At 38.0% G+C, this 16,841-nt stretch carries 12 protein-coding genes and 4 tRNA genes; 7 read left to right on the forward strand and 9 right to left on the reverse strand.

The genetic code is table 11. From position 1 onward, the window contains the following. Positions 1-38: 38 nt before the first annotated feature. Both HQN86_RS08055 and HQN86_RS08060 read left to right on the forward strand, forming a co-directional pair. The gene (locus HQN86_RS08055) at positions 39-1,517 is read left to right on the forward strand and encodes a sodium:solute symporter (RefSeq protein WP_172660507.1); all 1,479 of its coding nucleotides are present in this window, start codon (positions 39-41) and stop codon (positions 1,515-1,517) included. A 20-nt stretch (positions 1,518-1,537) separates the two neighbouring features. Beyond that, positions 1,538-2,245 (forward strand): LOG family protein, encoded by a 708-nt coding sequence (locus tag HQN86_RS08060; protein WP_172660508.1) that lies wholly within the window; start codon positions 1,538-1,540, stop codon positions 2,243-2,245. Here HQN86_RS08060 and arsC read toward each other — a convergent pair. The 4 genes from arsC to HQN86_RS08080 all read right to left on the reverse strand — a co-directional run bounded on the left by arsC (position 2,242) and on the right by HQN86_RS08080 (position 6,431). Continuing rightward, complete coding sequence (gene arsC / locus HQN86_RS08065; protein WP_172660509.1) at positions 2,242-2,595, reverse strand: arsenate reductase (glutaredoxin); 354 nt, start codon at positions 2,593-2,595, stop codon at positions 2,242-2,244. The two genes, HQN86_RS08060 and arsC, sit on opposite strands and share 4 nt — an antisense overlap. Positions 2,596-2,601: 6 nt before the next feature. Then, a complete protein-coding gene (locus tag HQN86_RS08070; RefSeq protein ID WP_172660510.1) occupies positions 2,602-3,192 on the reverse strand; it encodes a DUF502 domain-containing protein in 591 nt (196 codons plus the stop codon). A gap of 19 nt (positions 3,193-3,211) precedes the next feature. Then, positions 3,212-5,671, reverse strand: coding sequence for a bifunctional UDP-N-acetylmuramoyl-tripeptide:D-alanyl-D-alanine ligase/alanine racemase (locus HQN86_RS08075; protein WP_172660511.1), 2,460 nt, complete (start codon positions 5,669-5,671; stop codon positions 3,212-3,214). A gap of 73 nt (positions 5,672-5,744) precedes the next feature. Continuing rightward, positions 5,745-6,431 carry a substrate-binding periplasmic protein gene (locus HQN86_RS08080; protein WP_172660512.1) on the reverse strand — a complete coding sequence of 229 codons (687 nt, stop codon included), beginning with the start codon at positions 6,429-6,431 and terminating at the stop codon, positions 5,745-5,747. A gap of 238 nt (positions 6,432-6,669) precedes the next feature. Here HQN86_RS08080 and HQN86_RS08085 point away from each other — a divergent pair, with 238 nt between their 5' ends. The 5 genes from HQN86_RS08085 (at position 6,670) to HQN86_RS08105 (ending at position 7,744) form a co-directional block, all read left to right on the forward strand. Beyond that, the gene (locus HQN86_RS08085; protein WP_172660513.1) at positions 6,670-7,161 is read left to right on the forward strand and encodes a regulatory protein RecX; all 492 of its coding nucleotides are present in this window, start codon (positions 6,670-6,672) and stop codon (positions 7,159-7,161) included. 133 nt (positions 7,162-7,294) lie between these two features. Further along, a tRNA-Gly gene (locus tag HQN86_RS08090) sits at positions 7,295-7,367 on the forward strand. Positions 7,368-7,432: 65 nt separating this feature from the next. Beyond that, positions 7,433-7,517: transfer RNA gene (locus HQN86_RS08095), tRNA-Leu, on the forward strand. 21 nt (positions 7,518-7,538) lie between these two features. Then, positions 7,539-7,611 (forward strand) — tRNA-Gly (locus HQN86_RS08100). Positions 7,612-7,659: 48 nt separating this feature from the next. Then, positions 7,660-7,744, forward strand: a tRNA-Leu gene (locus tag HQN86_RS08105). 49 nt (positions 7,745-7,793) lie between these two features. Here HQN86_RS08105 and gdhA read toward each other — a convergent pair. The 5 genes from gdhA to HQN86_RS08130 form a co-directional block, all read right to left on the reverse strand. After that, complete coding sequence (gene gdhA / locus HQN86_RS08110; RefSeq protein WP_172660514.1) at positions 7,794-9,134, reverse strand: NADP-specific glutamate dehydrogenase; 1,341 nt, start codon at positions 9,132-9,134, stop codon at positions 7,794-7,796. A gap of 329 nt (positions 9,135-9,463) precedes the next feature. Continuing rightward, the gene (locus tag HQN86_RS08115; protein ID WP_172660515.1) at positions 9,464-11,341 is read right to left on the reverse strand and encodes a RagB/SusD family nutrient uptake outer membrane protein; all 1,878 of its coding nucleotides are present in this window, start codon (positions 11,339-11,341) and stop codon (positions 9,464-9,466) included. A 24-nt stretch (positions 11,342-11,365) separates the two neighbouring features. After that, positions 11,366-14,875: a SusC/RagA family TonB-linked outer membrane protein gene (locus HQN86_RS08120; RefSeq protein WP_216854361.1), complete on the reverse strand. Its 3,510-nt coding sequence runs from the start codon at positions 14,873-14,875 to the stop codon at positions 11,366-11,368. A 103-nt stretch (positions 14,876-14,978) separates the two neighbouring features. Continuing rightward, complete coding sequence (locus tag HQN86_RS08125) at positions 14,979-16,046, reverse strand: FecR family protein (RefSeq protein ID WP_172660516.1); 1,068 nt, start codon at positions 16,044-16,046, stop codon at positions 14,979-14,981. 96 nt (positions 16,047-16,142) lie between these two features. Next, positions 16,143-16,709: an RNA polymerase sigma factor gene (locus HQN86_RS08130; protein ID WP_172660517.1), complete on the reverse strand. Its 567-nt coding sequence runs from the start codon at positions 16,707-16,709 to the stop codon at positions 16,143-16,145. Positions 16,710-16,841: the final 132 nt, after the last annotated feature.

A 16,841-nucleotide genomic window follows, 5' to 3' on the forward strand; every position in this document is an offset into this window, starting at 1 on the left:
GGGTTTCTTACATTTAGAATCTTAACTAATCATAAAAAATGAGTCCAATTATACTTTTGTCTTTTCTGCTCGGTTACTTTGCACTGCTAATAGGTGTATCCTATTTTACATCCCGAAACAACTCCGACAACGCTTCATTTTTTATAGCAAACAGAAATTCAAAATGGTACCTGGTAGCGTTTGGAATGATTGGAACGGCTCTTTCCGGCGTTACTTTCATTTCCGTACCCGGAGCGGTAGGTAAAAGCGAGTTTGGCTATTTCCAGTTTATACTGGGTAATGCTGTCGGTTTTGTCATTATCGCCACGGTACTATTGCCTTTATATTATAGGTTAAACATCATTTCTATATATACCTATCTTGAAAGGCGTTTAGGCTTTTGGAGTTATAAGAGTGGTGCTGTTATCTTCTTAGTTTCGCGTACTATTGGCTCATCTTTCAGACTCTACCTTGTTGCTATCGTATTGCAAAAATTCATATTCGATGCCTGGAATGTCCCTTTTTGGCTCACCATCGTTATCTGTCTGGTGCTTATCTGGCTTTATACCCATAAGGGAGGATTAAAAACCATTATCATTACCGATACCTTACAAACCGTATTCTTACTCCTGTCTGTGGTGCTATCTATCATTTTTATTGCAAGGTCTTTAAACCTGGATATTGCCGGCACTTTTGAAGCGGTAAAAAACAGCAGCTATTCAAAAATCTTCTTTTGGGAAGATTTTATGGGCAGTAAAACGCACTTTATTAAACAATTCCTTGGGGGTATTTTTGTAACCATTGCCATGACTGGGCTTGATCAGGACTTAATGCAAAAGAACCTGAGCATGAAAACAATAGGTGAAGCGCAAAAAAACATGTTCACCTTTACTGCGGTTTTTGTTGTAATGAACATCTTCTTTTTAAGTGTAGGCGCTTTATTGTACCTATTTGCAGCAAAAAATGGAATTGATGTGGCTGCATTAAAAACGCCAGATCACCTTTACCCTGAAATTGCGTTAAATTACCTGAATGTTATTCCCGGCATTATTTTCATGCTCGGATTAACCGCTGCAACATTTGCGACAACGGACTCGGCATTGACTGCTTTAACCACTTCATTTTGCGTAGATTTCTTACATTTCGATAAAAAGGCTGATCAAAACGACCCAAAACTGGTAAGTAAAAGACATTATGTGCATGTTGGCTTTTCAATATTAATGGTTCTTGTGATCATGGTTTTTAAACTCATTAATGACGATTCTGTTGTGAACGCGATATTCAAAGCAGCCGGATATACTTATGGTCCATTGGTAGGATTATTCGGTTTTGGTATGCTGACTAAAAAAGCTGTAACAGATAAGCTTGTACCTTATATCTGTATCGTCTCGCCAATACTATGCTATATAATAGATATAAATTCTTTAAACTGGTTTAATTACGCCCTGGGTTTTGAGCTTATCATATTAAATGGCCTGATTACGTTTATACTTCTTTGGATAACTGGGAAACAAACTACAACCCAGACCAAATTTTAAATATTATAATACCTATTAGAATGACAAGTGAAGAGAAAATAAGAAGCGCATTTGAGAACAAGAACTGGCAGGAAATAAAAGTTACCGACTCCTGGCAGATTTTTAAAATAATGGCCGAATTTGTTGACGGTTTTGAAAAGTTGGCAAAAATAGGCCCATGCGTAACCATTTTTGGATCGGCAAGAACTGCTGAAACAAATAAGTATTACCAAATAGCTGTTGAGTGTGGCAAACTGCTAACAGACCGTGGCTACGGAGTTGTTACTGGCGGCGGACCCGGTATCATGGAAGCAGGGAATAAAGGTGCACATACAAATGGTGGCAAGTCAGTTGGTCTAAATATAGAATTGCCTTTTGAACAATTCCACAATAAGTACATTGACCATAACAAGCTCCTTGAATTTGATTATTTCTTTGTAAGAAAGGTAATGTTCATGAAATACTCGCAAGGCTTTATTGTTTTACCCGGCGGTATGGGTACCATGGATGAGCTTTTTGAAGCAATAACACTTATACAAACAGGTAAAATTGCAAGATTTCCTATTGTGCTTATAGGTAGGGATTATTGGAGTGGATTAGTGGACTGGATAACCAGCACTATGCTAAACAAGGAGCATAACATTCATGCAGAGGATTTAAACCTATTCAGACTAGTTGATACGGCCGAAGAGGCTACCGAGCATATTTTCAGATTCTATGAGAAGTATGTTCTAAAACCGAATTTCTAGACAGGCTGTTGAAGAAAGTCATAAATTTTTTCTGATGGTCTTGCTATAACGGCGAGATCATCAGAAACTAATATCGGACGTTCTATCAATATTGGATTTTCAACCATTGCTGCGATCCATTCGTCATCAGAAAGATCTTTCCCTTTATAATTCTCCTTATAAAGAGTTTCTGATTTACGCACGAGCTCAGGAGGAGCAATTCCTAATTTACCGACAATAGTCTGCAATTCTTCAACAGTAGGAACGGTTTCCAGGTAATTGACCACTTCAAATTCCTTTCCGCTATCTTCCAAAATAGTTAACGCACACCTGCTTTTACTACATCTATTATTATGATAAATTTTGATCATATTATTTTAGAAATGGCTAACTCCGCCAGATACAACCAACTTCATGGCATCCGCAGCACTCATATTTAACGACTTAATCTTTTCGTTTTTAACAACGTAAACCTGACCGGCAAAAGAGTACGAAAATGGGAAATAAACGATTGCCTCTCCAGGAAGTCCTATTGATTTAAGATCAGCCTGAGTAAGAAAGCCTATCCTCTTTAAATCTCCTTCAACCTCTACAAGCACCGGGTGATTAAACTTCTTCTCATCGCCTACAAATGCTTCAGTAAGATCTTTAATAGATGAGTAAATAAACTTTACCACAGGAAGCCTGTCTAAAGCTTTTTGAAACCAGTTGTACATTGGTTCAGTAACAAAGTTAGTTACAAAAATTCCTGCAGCCAGGATAATGGAAATTACCAATGCTAAGCCTAGTCCGGGAATATTTCTGCTTGCCCCGGTTCTTGGATCTACTCCGAGAATATTGTTTACATTTAACCAGCTGTCTACGGTAGTAACAGCCCAAATCACAATAAAAATACTTAGTGCAATAGGCAGCACAATCAACAACCCTTTAATAAGGTAATTTAACAACGCCCTACCAATTCTATTCATGATGCAAACTTAGATAAAACTACTCATAAAAATACACTCGTTTTACCCTTTGAGATACATTTGTTAATATTTCGTAGGGTATGGTATCTATTTGTTTTGCTAACTCAGAGATGGTAAGCTTTCCATTAAAAACGATCACCTCATCGCCCGTTTTCACGTCTAAACCAGTTACATCCAACATGCACATATCCATGCATATCACACCAACAGTAGGTACAAGCTGACCGTTAATCAGCATTTTACCAACGCCATTTCCAAATTTACGGTTATATCCATCGGCATAACCAATTTTAACGGTTGCGATCATGCCTCCATTGGGCAGAGCACCCCTTCTGCTATAACCAACCGTTTCATTAGGTTTTATAGGCTTTACCTGAGTTACTGTAGTTTTTAAAACTGCTACAGTTTGGAGCCCTTTATTATGAGATAACCCTCCGTCAAAACCATACAGTCCAATTCCAAGTCTAACCATGTCCAATTGGGCCTCGGGGTGACGGGAAATCCCTGATGTATTAGAAATATGCCTGATAAATGAGTAGCCTATTCCATCCTTAATCTTATCTGCCGCGGACGTAAATCTTTCCAATTGATGTGCCGTAAATTCATCATGTTGGGGGTCATCGCTTCCAACCAGATGAGAAAATACAGAAATCACTTTTACTTTCTCGGTTTCATTTAATTGTTGTAAAAGATCTGCCAATTCCGGTTCTTCAAAACCTAGCCTGTGCATTCCTGTTTCTATTTTGAGGTGGACGGGATAATTTTTCACATTTTCACTTAGAAAACTGATAAAGCTTTTTAGAATATCCAGATTATAAATTTCAGGTTCCAGCTTGTGCTTAACTATAGCGTCGAAAGCAGAAGGTTCAGGACTCATTACCATAATAGGCATAGAAATACCTCCTTTTCTAAGCGCCACTCCCTCATCTGTATAAGCTACAGCCAGATAATCAACCTTATGGTATTGTAACAGGTTGGCAATTTCAAAACTACCACTACCATAAGAAAAAGCTTTTACCATTGCCATAACTTTAACGCCAGGTTTTACTTTATTTCTATAGAACTGCAGATTGCCTGCCAACGCATTTAAATCGATCTCCAGAACCGTATCGTGTATCTTTTGGGTAATCAGTTTACTGATCCGGGCAAACTCGAACCTGCGGGCTCCTTTAACTAAAATAGTTTCGTTACTAAAATGAAGAGATGGAAAGTTCTCGATAAAAGCTAATGTGCTATCAAAAAAGGAAGTTTCCATATCAAATAGCTTTGCAGCGGCAGAAATATGGGGTCCAACCCCTATCAGCCTGTTTACATTCTTTTGCTTAAGCAGGGCGGATATCTCTGCATACAGGTCCTCATCACTTTTCCCCGTCTCATACAAATCAGAAAGTATAAGAGTCTTTTTAGGGTGCTGGTTCTGCAGGTTTAAAAAATCAAGTGCAATGGCCAATGAGGAAATATCGGCACTATAAGAATCATCAATAACTGAACATTGATTGATTCCATTTTTCAGTTCCAAACGCATGCTAACAAGTGTCAGCTTTTCTAACAAAGCATCTGTTTGCTGAGGTGTGTAATTCAATGCAAGCAAGGTGGCCCAGCAAATAACACCATTCTCAAGAGAAGCTTTGTCGCTGAACGGAATTAAGCACTCTATTTCTTCGCCTTTAAACTTCGCTCTTATATAATTCCTGCCATCTATTGGCTCTATAAATAAAATCTGTAGATCTGCTTTTTGTTTAAAGCTCCAGGAGAATTTTGATTTGCCTGGTAAATCATCTAAACTTAATCCCTCAGTATATTCCGGAGAATAAATAAACAACTCAGCATTTTTAAAGAGCTTTAACTTTTCGAGCAGCTTTTCTTTAACGGAAGAAAAACCTTCTGCATGTGCTTCACCAATATTGGTTAAAATACCTATTGTTGGTTGTATAATTTCGGCAAGGCTATCCATTTCACCAGATTTGGAGATACCTGCTTCAAATATCCCCATGGTATGGTTCTCTTCAATTTCCCATACAGAAAGAGGCACACCAATTTGAGAATTAAAACTTTTCGGACTTCGAACTATATTAAAATCAGCTGCAAGCAATTGATACAACCACTCTTTAACTATAGTTTTACCATTGCTTCCGGTAATCGCAATTGTTTTTAGTGTATGATGTTCACGGTTGTATTTTGCTAAAGTTTGAAGCGCAACTAATACATCAGCAACCAACAGGACATTAGCATCAGGAAAACTACCAATGTAATCCTCATCACTGATTACAAAATTCTTAATTCCATTTGCATAAGCATCTTTAAGGTACTCATGCCCATTTCTTTTTGCATTCAAAGCAAAAAATAAAGACTCATCCGGATCAATTACGCTTCGGCTATCAATTACCAATTTGGTAATTATAGCCTGATCATTGGCTATGTATGATTTTGCACTTAAAATGCCGGCAATAAGAGAAATGGAATAATTGGGATTGCTCATGCCTCAAAATTAAACTTTTTTAAAGAAATGAATGAGAGCTCGTTCTAAAAGTATGGTCTTTATATGAGCTTTTCTAAAACTGAATATCAGTGAACCATTTTTTATAAATCGTCTGATAGGTCCCATTCTCCTTTAAAAGACCCAGAACTTCGTTAAACTGATCACGAAGCTGAGTATCCCCTTTTTTCATGGCAATCGCATATTGAGAATCTGTTTTAGGCAGATACATCCCTACTTTTAGTTTTTTGTTTTTTTGTAAAAACCCGCCTGCAATTGGTGAATCATCGATAAGCAGGTCTATTTTTCCTGCTTGTAACTTTCTGTATAATTCTTTGTTTGTTTCGGCATGTACCATATTGTTGCCCGGGAAATTAACATGAACATATCGCTCTGCCTCGGTTGCTTCTCTGATACCGATTGTTTTATTTCTAAGGTCATTTATGTCCTTTATGTCATCATCATTATTAACTACAGCACATAATCTAAAATGCAGATAGGGATTACTGAATTCAAGGATATGCCTCCGCGAGGGTGTGACCGTTACTGCAGAGCAGATGAGATCCAGCTCCCCTTTAAACAGCTTTTCGAGAATGGTTGCCCATAATGAAACTTCGTACTCTACCTCCAAATCAAGATGTTCGGTTATGGCTTTCATTAAGTCGACTTCGAAACCTTCAAAATTTTCAGAATTGTAATCTGAATGCATAGGAAATGGCGCTGCAGAATCTAATCCGACTTTCAATATTTTTTTTGGTTCCATAGAAGGAGAGTTAACTAAATGACATCCGAACGAAGCTAAAATACGCCTTTTCAGCAATAATTTAATAAAAAAACCCTAAAACAAACAAAATGTTTGAGATAATTATCGCTTTTTACTCATTTACAAGATATTAAAACCCAGCCCAATGAAGATTTTGATAAAAACACCGCACTTAAATAAGAAATTCTTGTTTAAACATAAATCACACTAATGACAAGCACATTTTGTAATATTGTAAATGCTCGATTCATCAAAAAAACAAACCGTAAAGTTAGATAAGAAAGCGGCTTTGGCAAAAGCTGAGCACTACTGTGCTTATCAGGAAAGATCTCAGCAGGAAATCAGAAACAAACTTTATGAATGGGGGCTTTGGAAAAATGAGGTTGAAGAAATTATTTCCGAACTTATACAGACAAACTTTTTGAACGAGGAGCGCTTTACGATGGCTTACGTTTCTGGTAAATTTAAGATAAAGAAATGGGGAAAGATGAAAATCAAACAGGGCCTTAAATTGAAAGGGGTAACTGAAAAGATGATTTTGAACGCGCTTAAAACAATAGATTATGATGAGTATTTAGAAACTATACTCGTTTTAGCGAACAAAAAGTTACCCTCCATTAAAGAAAAAGACGATTACAAGAGGAAATATAAGCTTACTTCTTACTTAATGGGGAAGGGTTTTGAAAGCGATTTAATCTCGGAAGTACTAAAGACCAATGGCTTAGCTTAACCGCAGCATTTTTTATAAAAAATAACTTGACGGTAATACAAAAGTATTTATATTTGCAATCCCAAACGGAAACAAGGTTATTAATTATTGTTTTAAAAAGGGAATCATTGGATAATGATTTAATGAAACCAATGCGAAAGTAGCTCAGTTGGTAGAGCACGACCTTGCCAAGGTCGGGGTCGCGAGTTCGAATCTCGTCTTTCGCTCTAAAAACCTTTACAGGTTTTTAAGTAAACAGTCATCATTTCAACAGATATTGAAATAAGACTATGCTCAGATGGTGGAACTGGTAGACACGCAGGACTTAAAATCCTGTGACCTTAAAAGTCGTGCGGGTTCGATTCCCGCTCTGAGTACAATAAAACAACAATACCAACGCGAAAGTAGCTCAGTTGGTAGAGCACGACCTTGCCAAGGTCGGGGTCGCGAGTTCGAATCTCGTCTTTCGCTCAAAATGCCTTCAGTAGAAGGCATTTCATTTTAAAAGGTTATTCACCTGCTCAGATGGTGGAACTGGTAGACACGCAGGACTTAAAATCCTGTGACCTTAAAAGTCGTGCGGGTTCGATTCCCGCTCTGAGTACAAAGCCTCTTTACTAAATGTAAAGAGGCTTTTTTATTGGCTCAGTGTATTATACAATACCTTGCGCTATCATTGCATCAGCAACCTTAACGAAGCCTGCTATATTTGCTCCTTTACCATAATTTACATAGCCATCTTCTTCTTTGCCATATTTAACACAATTCTGATGAATCTGAGCTATAATTATTTTTAGTTTAATATCAATTTTTTCGCGATCCCATGAATAACGAAGTGAGTTCTGGGACATTTCAAGCCCTGAAACGGCAACACCACCGGCATTGGCAGCTTTACCGGGAGCATACAAGATCTTAGCTTTTTCGAACACATGAATAGCGTCTGGTGTAGATGGCATATTTGCACCTTCTGCAACACAAAGACAACCATTTTCTACCAGAATCTTAGCGTCGTTCTCATTCACCTCATTTTGAGTAGCATTAGGAAAAGCCACATCACATTTTATACCCCATGGTTTCTCGCCAGCAAAGAATTGGCAGTTAAATTTATCTGCGTACTCTTTAATTCTTCCTCTGCGACTGTTTTTAAGTTCCATGATGTACTTAAGCTTTTCTGTGTCTATTCCATCAGGATCATAAACAAAACCTTCCGAATCTGACAAGGTCAATACCTTTGCCCCTACTTCTATACATTTCTCTGCTGTATATTGAGCAACATTTCCAGAACCTGAAATGACAACGTTTTTTCCTTTTAACGAATCACCTTTCAGCTTCAGCATCTCTTCAACGAAGTATACCACACCGTAGCCAGTTGCTTCAGGACGAATTAAACTTCCTCCCCACTCAAACCCTTTTCCTGTTAAAACCCCTGTAAATTCGCCTCTGATGCGCTTATACTGACCAAACAGAAATCCTATTTCTCTTGCCCCTACACCAATATCTCCGGCAGGAACATCAATATCAGCACCAACATGGCGATATAATTCGGTCATAAAACTTTGGCAGAATTTCATCACCTCAGCATCAGATTTCCCTTTTGGGTCAAAATCTGAACCTCCTTTACCCCCACCCATAGGCAACCCGGTAAGGCTGTTCTTAAATACTTGTTCAAACGCAAGGAACTTAAGTACACTTAAGTTTACAGATGGGTGAAAGCGCAAACCTCCTTTATATGGACCAATTGCGCTGTTCATTTGAACCCTAAACCCACGATTAATTTCAACTTCACCTTTATCATTCAACCAAGGCACTCTAAAAATGATAACCCTTTCCGGCTCCGCAATTCTTTCTAAAATCTTGTTTATTTTATACTTAGAATTCTTTTCACTAAAGGGTATTATTGATTCTGCTACTTCATATACTGCCTGCAAAAATTCCGGTTCATGTGCGTTCCGAAATTCTATTTTACTCATAAATGTCTTGATCGATGAATCCATTGATAGTTTAAATGTTATAAAAATGATGAATTTGGCCTAAACATATAAAAATGCACTAAGCCTGGAAGTCGTAAGTAACCGGAAAATTCTTTATAGAAAAGTACAATCAATATTGAATTATTGATTGTGTTATAACATGCTGCATTTCCTTTATTATTTGATTCCTGGATAAAAATATGTTTTTTTCAATTAAGGTCAAGCAATTTTTATATTCTCGCCGCTAATGTTACAGAAATAATCAACGAAGAGAGAGTAAAAGCGCCGATTCAAAATAAAATCAAAAAAAGGGCTGCTCTGGATGAACAGCCCTCACGATATTGAGTGCGTTATTAGTAACCTGGATTTTGTTTCAACTCACTATTTCTGTTGATCTCATCACGGCTAAATGGTCTGAAATAAATTTTATCTTCCCATTTGCGATTTTCCTGTGCGGTCTCTACAGTTGGTGTGTATGTATAATCATAAACTGAAGTATCATAATGATAAGGCTCAGACATAGTTTTACCTGCTTTAAAAGTACCGGACACTTTAATGTAAGTCGCTTTCCTACCCAAGGTTGCAGGTGCTATCATCCATCTGCGCGTATCATGATAACGTTGTTCTTCATATACCATTTCAATTCTGCGCTCATGGCGATAAATTTCGGTTAAAACTTCCTTCGAACTACCTGCAATTGCAGGCATTCCTGAACGGAAACGAATACGATTTAACCACAATACAGCCGGAGCGAAATCGCCTAGCTCTATACTGGCTTCAATATAATTCATTACCGCCTCAGTATATCTGAAGAATGGCCATGGCACAAATTGAGGCATAGAAGCATCTACAATATTCGGATCCGGATCTATAAATTTATGTGTATAATAGCCAGTCCAGCTTCCGTTCCAGTTTTCAATGGAGCTACCTCTTGTATCGAGCCCTTTAAAACGGATCTTTTTCCCGTCCTCCATAAGGTCATATTCACCGGTTTGTATCTGGTTAGCAGGATCTACTGATCCTGAAACTTTATCTCTTGGTTTCCAGCCAGCACCATCATATAAAACAGTTGCGTAGAAACGTGGATCACGATTTTGATAAGGAGCAGATTGCTGCGCAGTATTTGTCCAGCTAAATTTTGTTCCATCAATCATCTCATAATCATCAACAAGCAAGCCTATTGGGGTGTTACCAGCCCAGTTATGATAACCATTTGGTCCATTTGCTCTTCCATAGCGCAAGTCACTGCGATCTATAAAGTATCTGGCAAAAATTAACTCAGAAGCAGCAGCGATATCTATGCCCGGCGCTTTACTACCACCACCCATAGCTATACTTTTATAGTTATTACGTCCTTCAGCAACAGATACTTTTGCATCCAGGTTCAACTTATACCCTGTTCCGGCATCCATTACAGCTTTTGCTGCATCTTGTGCTGCTTTCCAGCGTGCATTGCGATCACCAGTTAGATATCCTAAAAATTCTGGGTTAGCATAACTTGAAATCACTGTAGATTTTGATTTTGCCGTAGGAACATCATGCAGATCACTTGCGGCATATAACAAAACTCGTGATTTCAACGCTAAAGCAGCCAAAGAATTAGTTTGCCCCTTTACCATTGTTTGATCTTTTAATAGATTAAAAGACTCCTCACAATCTTTAACAATGAAGTTTACACACTCTTCATAAGTGGCTCTTTTTACTTTATAATCATCATTAAGTCCATAGCTTTTTGTAATAAGCGGCACAGCACCGTAGTATCGCAACAACTGCTGATAAAAATAAGCTCTTAAAAAATAAGCCTGTCCCAACAACTTCGATTTTACAGCCTCGTCAGTAATTGCATTATCGGTACCTGTTAACTTTTCTACCGTGATATTACAAGCACGGATGCGGTTATACATCTGATCGTAACCCCAGGTTACATGAACCCACCCTAATGTTGTTGGATTAATGGTACTTGCATTAACGAGATCGATTCCCCTGTTTGGATGCGTAAAAAGTGACTCGTCGGAAACTGACGACAACATTTGCTCATCAAATCCCCCCACATTTAATCCATTGTATATCTCGGTAACAAAAGCTTGTGCCAATGCAGGATCCTTCCATACCAAATCAGCATTAATTGCCGTCGGCGGATCTACTGCAAGAAAATCCTTTTTACAACCTGATCCGAACAGCGTTATAAGAGCGATGGAAAATATGTATGTATTTCTATTTATAGGTTTCATATAAAATATTTTAATTCTTTGAACTTAAAAAGTGGCTTTAATTCCTGTATTGATAACCCTTGCCTGTGGATAATATTGGGCACTAGAGTTTGTTGATTCAGGATCCCAAATTTTAATTTTATCCAGAGTTACAAGGTTTAGCCCATTTACATATACCCTAAGCGCTGTTAATCCGATTCGTTTTACCAATTCCGGAGCAAACGTATAGCCCAGTTCAACATTTTTTAACCTTATATAGTTGTTGCTACGCATCCAATAGGTATTACGTGCTGCATTATTAAAATCCGTATAATAGGTTTTACCACGGTTAGATAACCTAGGGAATTCACTACTCGGATTTTCGATGCTCCAACGGTTTTTGTATGACCATTCAAGGAAGTTACCTATGTCACCAGATTCTGTTAATCCTACAATCTGCAGACCTCCTGAAGCTCCCTGAATTAATGCCGAAAGGTCAAAACCTTTATAAGCCAGATTCAAATTAAAACCACCTGTAAAAGTAGGTGTGTTTGTTTTGTCCATTCTAATCTGATCATCGCCATTGATTTTACCATCGCCATTGATGTCTTTAAACTTCATATCACCTGGCAATAGATTACCGGTAAAGGCGCTATAATCGATTTTGTTGGCATTAATTTCGGTCTGATCTCTAAAAACTCCATCATATTGGTACACAAGTTCTGTTCCTGTAGGCATTCCAGTTGATCGCTGCCACTCTGGTGCGCCTGGTGTTTCATCCCAGAATATGATCTTGTTTTTAGAATATCCTCCGTTAACACTTACTCCGTAATTAAGTTCACCTACATTGTCGTTATAGCTCAACTTAAATTCAAAACCTTTATTGTTTACTTTTCCAAGATTCACAGGAGGTAATTTATCGGTAATACCCGAACTGCCAGGTATAGAGTTACCTCTTGCAATAAGAATTTTTGTACGCTTGTTATAAAAGGCGTCAAACTCAAAGCTTAATTTATTATCCAAGAACGATGCATCCAAACCTACGTTGGAATTGTTTGCTACTTCCCATCCGAAATCCAAATTAGGAACTCGGTTTTCAACTAATGTTTGGCTTAACTGATCATTGATCACATAACTTCCAAAGCCCATTGTACTCAGGTATTGATATTCGGCCAGTGCATCCCCAAAGTATGCCTCTGCACCCATCTGACCCCATGAAGCTCTGATTTTCAAATTATTAACAAATCTGACGTTATCTTTAAAGAAAGGCTCTTCAGATACCCTCCAACCCAGTGAAAAGCCAGGGAAGAAACCAAAGCGCTTATCTTCAGGGAAGATGTACGAACCGTCAGCTCTCCACAAGAATTCAGCAAGATATTTTTCTTTATAGTTATAACCTACCCTTCCAAAATAACTCAAACGAGCTCTTTTGTATAAGTTGTTAGGGTCACCTGGATTACTGATCGACTGCTCTTTATCGCTACCTGCTAACAGTTCCTGCAAAGCAGTAGAAATGAAATATCTTCTGAAAGCTGAAAATCCATCATTATCAACCTTTTCTCTGGTTACACCAGCCATTAAACCAATAGTATGATCTCCTATTTTTTTATCATAATTGATCATTCCCATTAAATTTGTTGCCAATTGCGCTCCAGCGGTTTCAGTTAAACTAGGATCTGTACGTTCAGAACGCACCGAACCTGTCAGTACAGGTGTTACACCATCGGCTTCAAAAGATTTTTTGTCCCAATAATAAAGCGTCCATGGCGTCTGCCATCTTTTTTGCCTGCCTGCAAACTTATCTATAGAGGCAGTTCCTGTTACTTTTAACCCATCAACCCATGGAATTCTGATTTCTACTTTACCAGTAGTTTGTAAGTAATCCCTGCGATCCCTGTTATAACCTGTAAGATCTGTAGTTGTCACATATGGGTTATATCCATATTCAATATCAGGTCCTGGTAAACCATTTGGCCAAACCTCTATTTCTGTTGGTTTTCCGCGCATCAGCATCCTGAATACATCAGAGGCACTTACAGTAGGGAAATTACGAACTTCCTCTCTACCAGTAACACCTAATGTAGCAGTTACATATTTGTTGATGTTCGCTTCGAGGTTAATCCTCAGATCGTACTGCTGATATCCTGTTGCAGATTTTTTGTAATAACCATCCTGATCTAAATATCCCAAAGACACAAGATATTTGATGTTATCTCCTCCTCCATTAATTTGTAAGTTGTGTTTTTGTTGTGGAGACCAGTTTTTAAGTGTGGTATTAAACCAATCTGTATTAGGGTATCTTAACGGGTCTGAACCATCACGTAGCTTCTGCATCTCATCGGGACGATAAGCTGCGCTGATTGTACTATTGTTATCAGTTCGTTTGTACGACCCTGTTTCCTTAAACGCCTGCCACGCAGCACTCCATTGGTCCTGAGGCAAGTCGGCACCGAATATGTTTAATTCATTCAATATTTCAGCATACTGGGATGAATTTGACATTTTAGGCGTTCTGGTCGGTTGCTGCAAGCCATAACCATAATCATAAGATAATTGTGGTTTTCCTGATTTACCTTGTTTAGTGGTTATAAGGATAACACCATTTGCCGCCCTGGAACCATAAATTGCAGCAGAAGCATCTTTTAGTACTGATACACTTTCTACATCATTTGGATTTAAGCGTTCTAGACCGCCTGCCCTGTTAGGCACCCCATCGATAACGATTAAGGCATTGTTATTTCCTAAGGAATTAACTCCACGGATGCGGATAGTTGATCCATCATAACCCGGCTCACCACTTGCTTGAACAGCTGTTACACCCGGCAAACGACCAGCCAGTGAGTTAGAAAGGTTTACCGTTGGTGTTTTTGCCAGCTCGGCTCCTTTAACTGAAGTTACAGCTCCGGAAACGACAGCTTTTTTCTGTGTTCCATAACCAACAACCACAATTTCAGATAGTGCCTGTGCACTTTCGACCAGCTTCACATTAATTGTTTCTTGCTTATTAACCGGAATTTCTTGCGTCTGATATCCCATATAAGAGAACACCAATGTGCCATTGTCCGGCACCCTGATGCTGTATTTACCTGTTGCATCAGTAGTTGAACCAGCCGTACCTTCTTTTAATTTAACACTTACCCCGGGGATGCCAGTTCCATTGGCATCTGTAACCAGACCTTTCACCAAAATGTCAGCCGCCGATGCATTTCTTAGTCTTATCACTACCAGGTTATCTTCCAATTCCTGGAACTCCAGATTAGTGTTTTTCAAAAGTAGCATCAGGGCATCAGAAACAAATATCTGACTCTTTACCAATGTAACATCTTTACTACCAGAAAGGTCGTCCTCGCTATATAGAAAGCGTATATTCCCTTTCTTCTCAAGCACATTAAGCGCTTCTTTTAATTTGACTCTATGCAGCTCTAAATCAACCTTTGTACCTTGGGAGAAGGTGGAAGCTGATACCTGCAAACATAAGACAAACGATGAAACAAAGATCCAGTTTAGCATCATTATTAGTTTTTTGTTGGGAAAGTTGGCACATAGAACTTTATTGCACAGTTCTTTTTTTTTCATAGATTTGTGAATTTCAAAGTTAAAAATCTGTAATAGTAGCATTTAGCTACTCATGAAGGTTTAGGGGGAGAGAAATGTTAGCCGCATTTAGCTCCCTTTTTTGTTAGTAAATGATCACGTCATGTTCTTTAAGTTTAAAGTTAAATGGTTTGATTAATTGCATTGCTTTCAGGGTTTCTTCGATTGTTTCATTTTTAAATACACCTGTAAAGCGATAAGATTTTGCTTGCTCGGTTTCAAAGTTGATTTGCACATTGAACCAGCGTTCCAGCTTTGGTTTCAGATCTTCTAATGATTCATTCTGAAAAACAAGCTGGCTATCACGCCACGAAGTTTCTTCGATATATTCGTTGTTACCAATTCGCACCGGCACCACGTGTTGTATCGTTAACGTTATGTCCTTTGGCACATCTGGCGAGGGACTAGACTTAACATGAATAACTTTTTTATCTTCAACCAATGCAAATTTTTCTGACGGACTTAAAAGGATCTTTTGTTCCGATCTGTCGTTTACAGAAAGCTCAATAGACCCGCGGATCAAGGTAGCCTCTGACTTTTTATCAATGGGATAAGCTTTTATGTTAAATGCAGTTCCCAAAACTTTTACACAAATTTTATCAGTACGTACAATAAAGGGGTGAGATTTATGGTGAGCCACATCAAAAAAAGCCTCACCTACCAGATAAACAATACGTTTCTTCTTTTGATTGATACTGCTTTCATATGAAAGTTTACTATCAGAATTAAGCCAAACTATTGTACCATCCGGAAGCTTAATTTTTTTTCGGATCCCTTTCCCTGCAACAATTTGAGTATCCGGGGAAAATTTATCGGACCTATTGTAGTAAAGTAGAGCAGCAGAAACAATAACAAGTAATATTGCAGCAATGCCAATTAGATTTTTATATTTTTTGAAGCCGGTTATTTTTTGTGTTTCCTCTTTATGTCCAAACTCATCACGGAATTTAAGCCTATGCAACAGGTACGCCTGATCTACGTCTGGCAAATCGGTTTGTCCTTCTGAACTTAACCAGAGTTGTTCTAGAAATTCTTCATAATAAACGGAATCAGGATATCCTGTTATGAGGTCATTCAGCTCTTCCAATTCGCTTTTCGTGGCTTCACCAGCTAATTTACGAGCTAACAGTTCTATAATTCTGTTTTTATACATACAGATAATCCGGGTAAGTTTATATTGGTTTGTATGTATAGGACAAACCTTTTTGGAAAACTCCCTAGTCTTTCATGAAAAAAAATAAAAGTTTTTTTACATGAGGTTAAATTCTGCTTTTAAAACAGTGCTCATTTTTTTAATTGCCGTTACCAGATGCGCATCTACTGTTTTAGGAGAAATATTTAAAATGGATGCCGTTTCCTTATAACTTAAACCGTCTTCTTTTATTAATTTAAATACCAGCTTGCACTGAGAAGGCAGTTTTTCGGTGGCAACCTCGAGCTTTCTCTTCAATTCATCATTAATCAATATCTGCTCCGGATTCAGGTTGTCAAGAATAATTTCGAATTCAATATCATCTAGAGAGACCCACTCCTGCTTTGAATGTTTATTAAGCACATTTAAGGATAAATTACGGGCAATTACAAAAGCATAAACTTTGATATTTCTCACCTCCGATAATTTTTCTCTATTCCGCCAAATGGTAATCATAACATCACTGGCCACTTCTTCTGCAAGTTCTCTTGACTTTAATAAACAAAAGCAAAAGCGATATAAAGAAGGAAACAAAGATTTGAAAAGCTTCTCGTATGCGTTCTCATTATTATACAAAGCAATATGACTTATCAGACTGTTTAGGTCGGGTAAATGTTTAGGCATAGGGTCTATATTTGATTAATTCAAATGTATGAATTAAACCATACCATCCAAATCCTAAAACAATTCTCTTGAAATTTAACTGAATATAAGTACATATTCCTTACTTCTAAGCCCTTTAACCCAAAACATGTT

It is taken from the genome of Pedobacter panaciterrae (assembly GCF_013204795.1).
In the GTDB taxonomy this organism is placed as follows: domain Bacteria; phylum Bacteroidota; class Bacteroidia; order Sphingobacteriales; family Sphingobacteriaceae; genus Pedobacter; species Pedobacter panaciterrae.

What these genes read in the sequence shown, in the direction of transcription:
- HQN86_RS08055 (WP_172660507.1), top strand. Translation starts at nt 39, where the DNA reads ATGAGTCCAATTATACTTTTGTCTTTTCTGCTCGGTTACTTTGCACTG.
- HQN86_RS08060 (WP_172660508.1), top strand. Translation starts at nt 1,538, where the DNA reads ATGACAAGTGAAGAGAAAATAAGAAGCGCATTTGAGAACAAGAACTGG.
- arsC (WP_172660509.1), bottom strand. Translation starts at nt 2,595, where the DNA reads ATGATCAAAATTTATCATAATAATAGATGTAGTAAAAGCAGGTGTGCG.
- HQN86_RS08070 (WP_172660510.1), bottom strand. Translation starts at nt 3,192, where the DNA reads ATGAATAGAATTGGTAGGGCGTTGTTAAATTACCTTATTAAAGGGTTG.
- HQN86_RS08075 (WP_172660511.1), bottom strand. Translation starts at nt 5,671, where the DNA reads ATGAGCAATCCCAATTATTCCATTTCTCTTATTGCCGGCATTTTAAGT.
- HQN86_RS08080 (WP_172660512.1), bottom strand. Translation starts at nt 6,431, where the DNA reads ATGGAACCAAAAAAAATATTGAAAGTCGGATTAGATTCTGCAGCGCCA.
- HQN86_RS08085 (WP_172660513.1), top strand. Translation starts at nt 6,670, where the DNA reads ATGCTCGATTCATCAAAAAAACAAACCGTAAAGTTAGATAAGAAAGCG.
- gdhA (WP_172660514.1), bottom strand. Translation starts at nt 9,134, where the DNA reads ATGGATTCATCGATCAAGACATTTATGAGTAAAATAGAATTTCGGAAC.
- HQN86_RS08115 (WP_172660515.1), bottom strand. Translation starts at nt 11,341, where the DNA reads ATGAAACCTATAAATAGAAATACATACATATTTTCCATCGCTCTTATA.
- HQN86_RS08120 (WP_216854361.1), bottom strand. Translation starts at nt 14,875, where the DNA reads ATGAAAAAAAAAGAACTGTGCAATAAAGTTCTATGTGCCAACTTTCCC.
- HQN86_RS08125 (WP_172660516.1), bottom strand. Translation starts at nt 16,046, where the DNA reads ATGTATAAAAACAGAATTATAGAACTGTTAGCTCGTAAATTAGCTGGT.
- HQN86_RS08130 (WP_172660517.1), bottom strand. Translation starts at nt 16,709, where the DNA reads ATGCCTAAACATTTACCCGACCTAAACAGTCTGATAAGTCATATTGCT.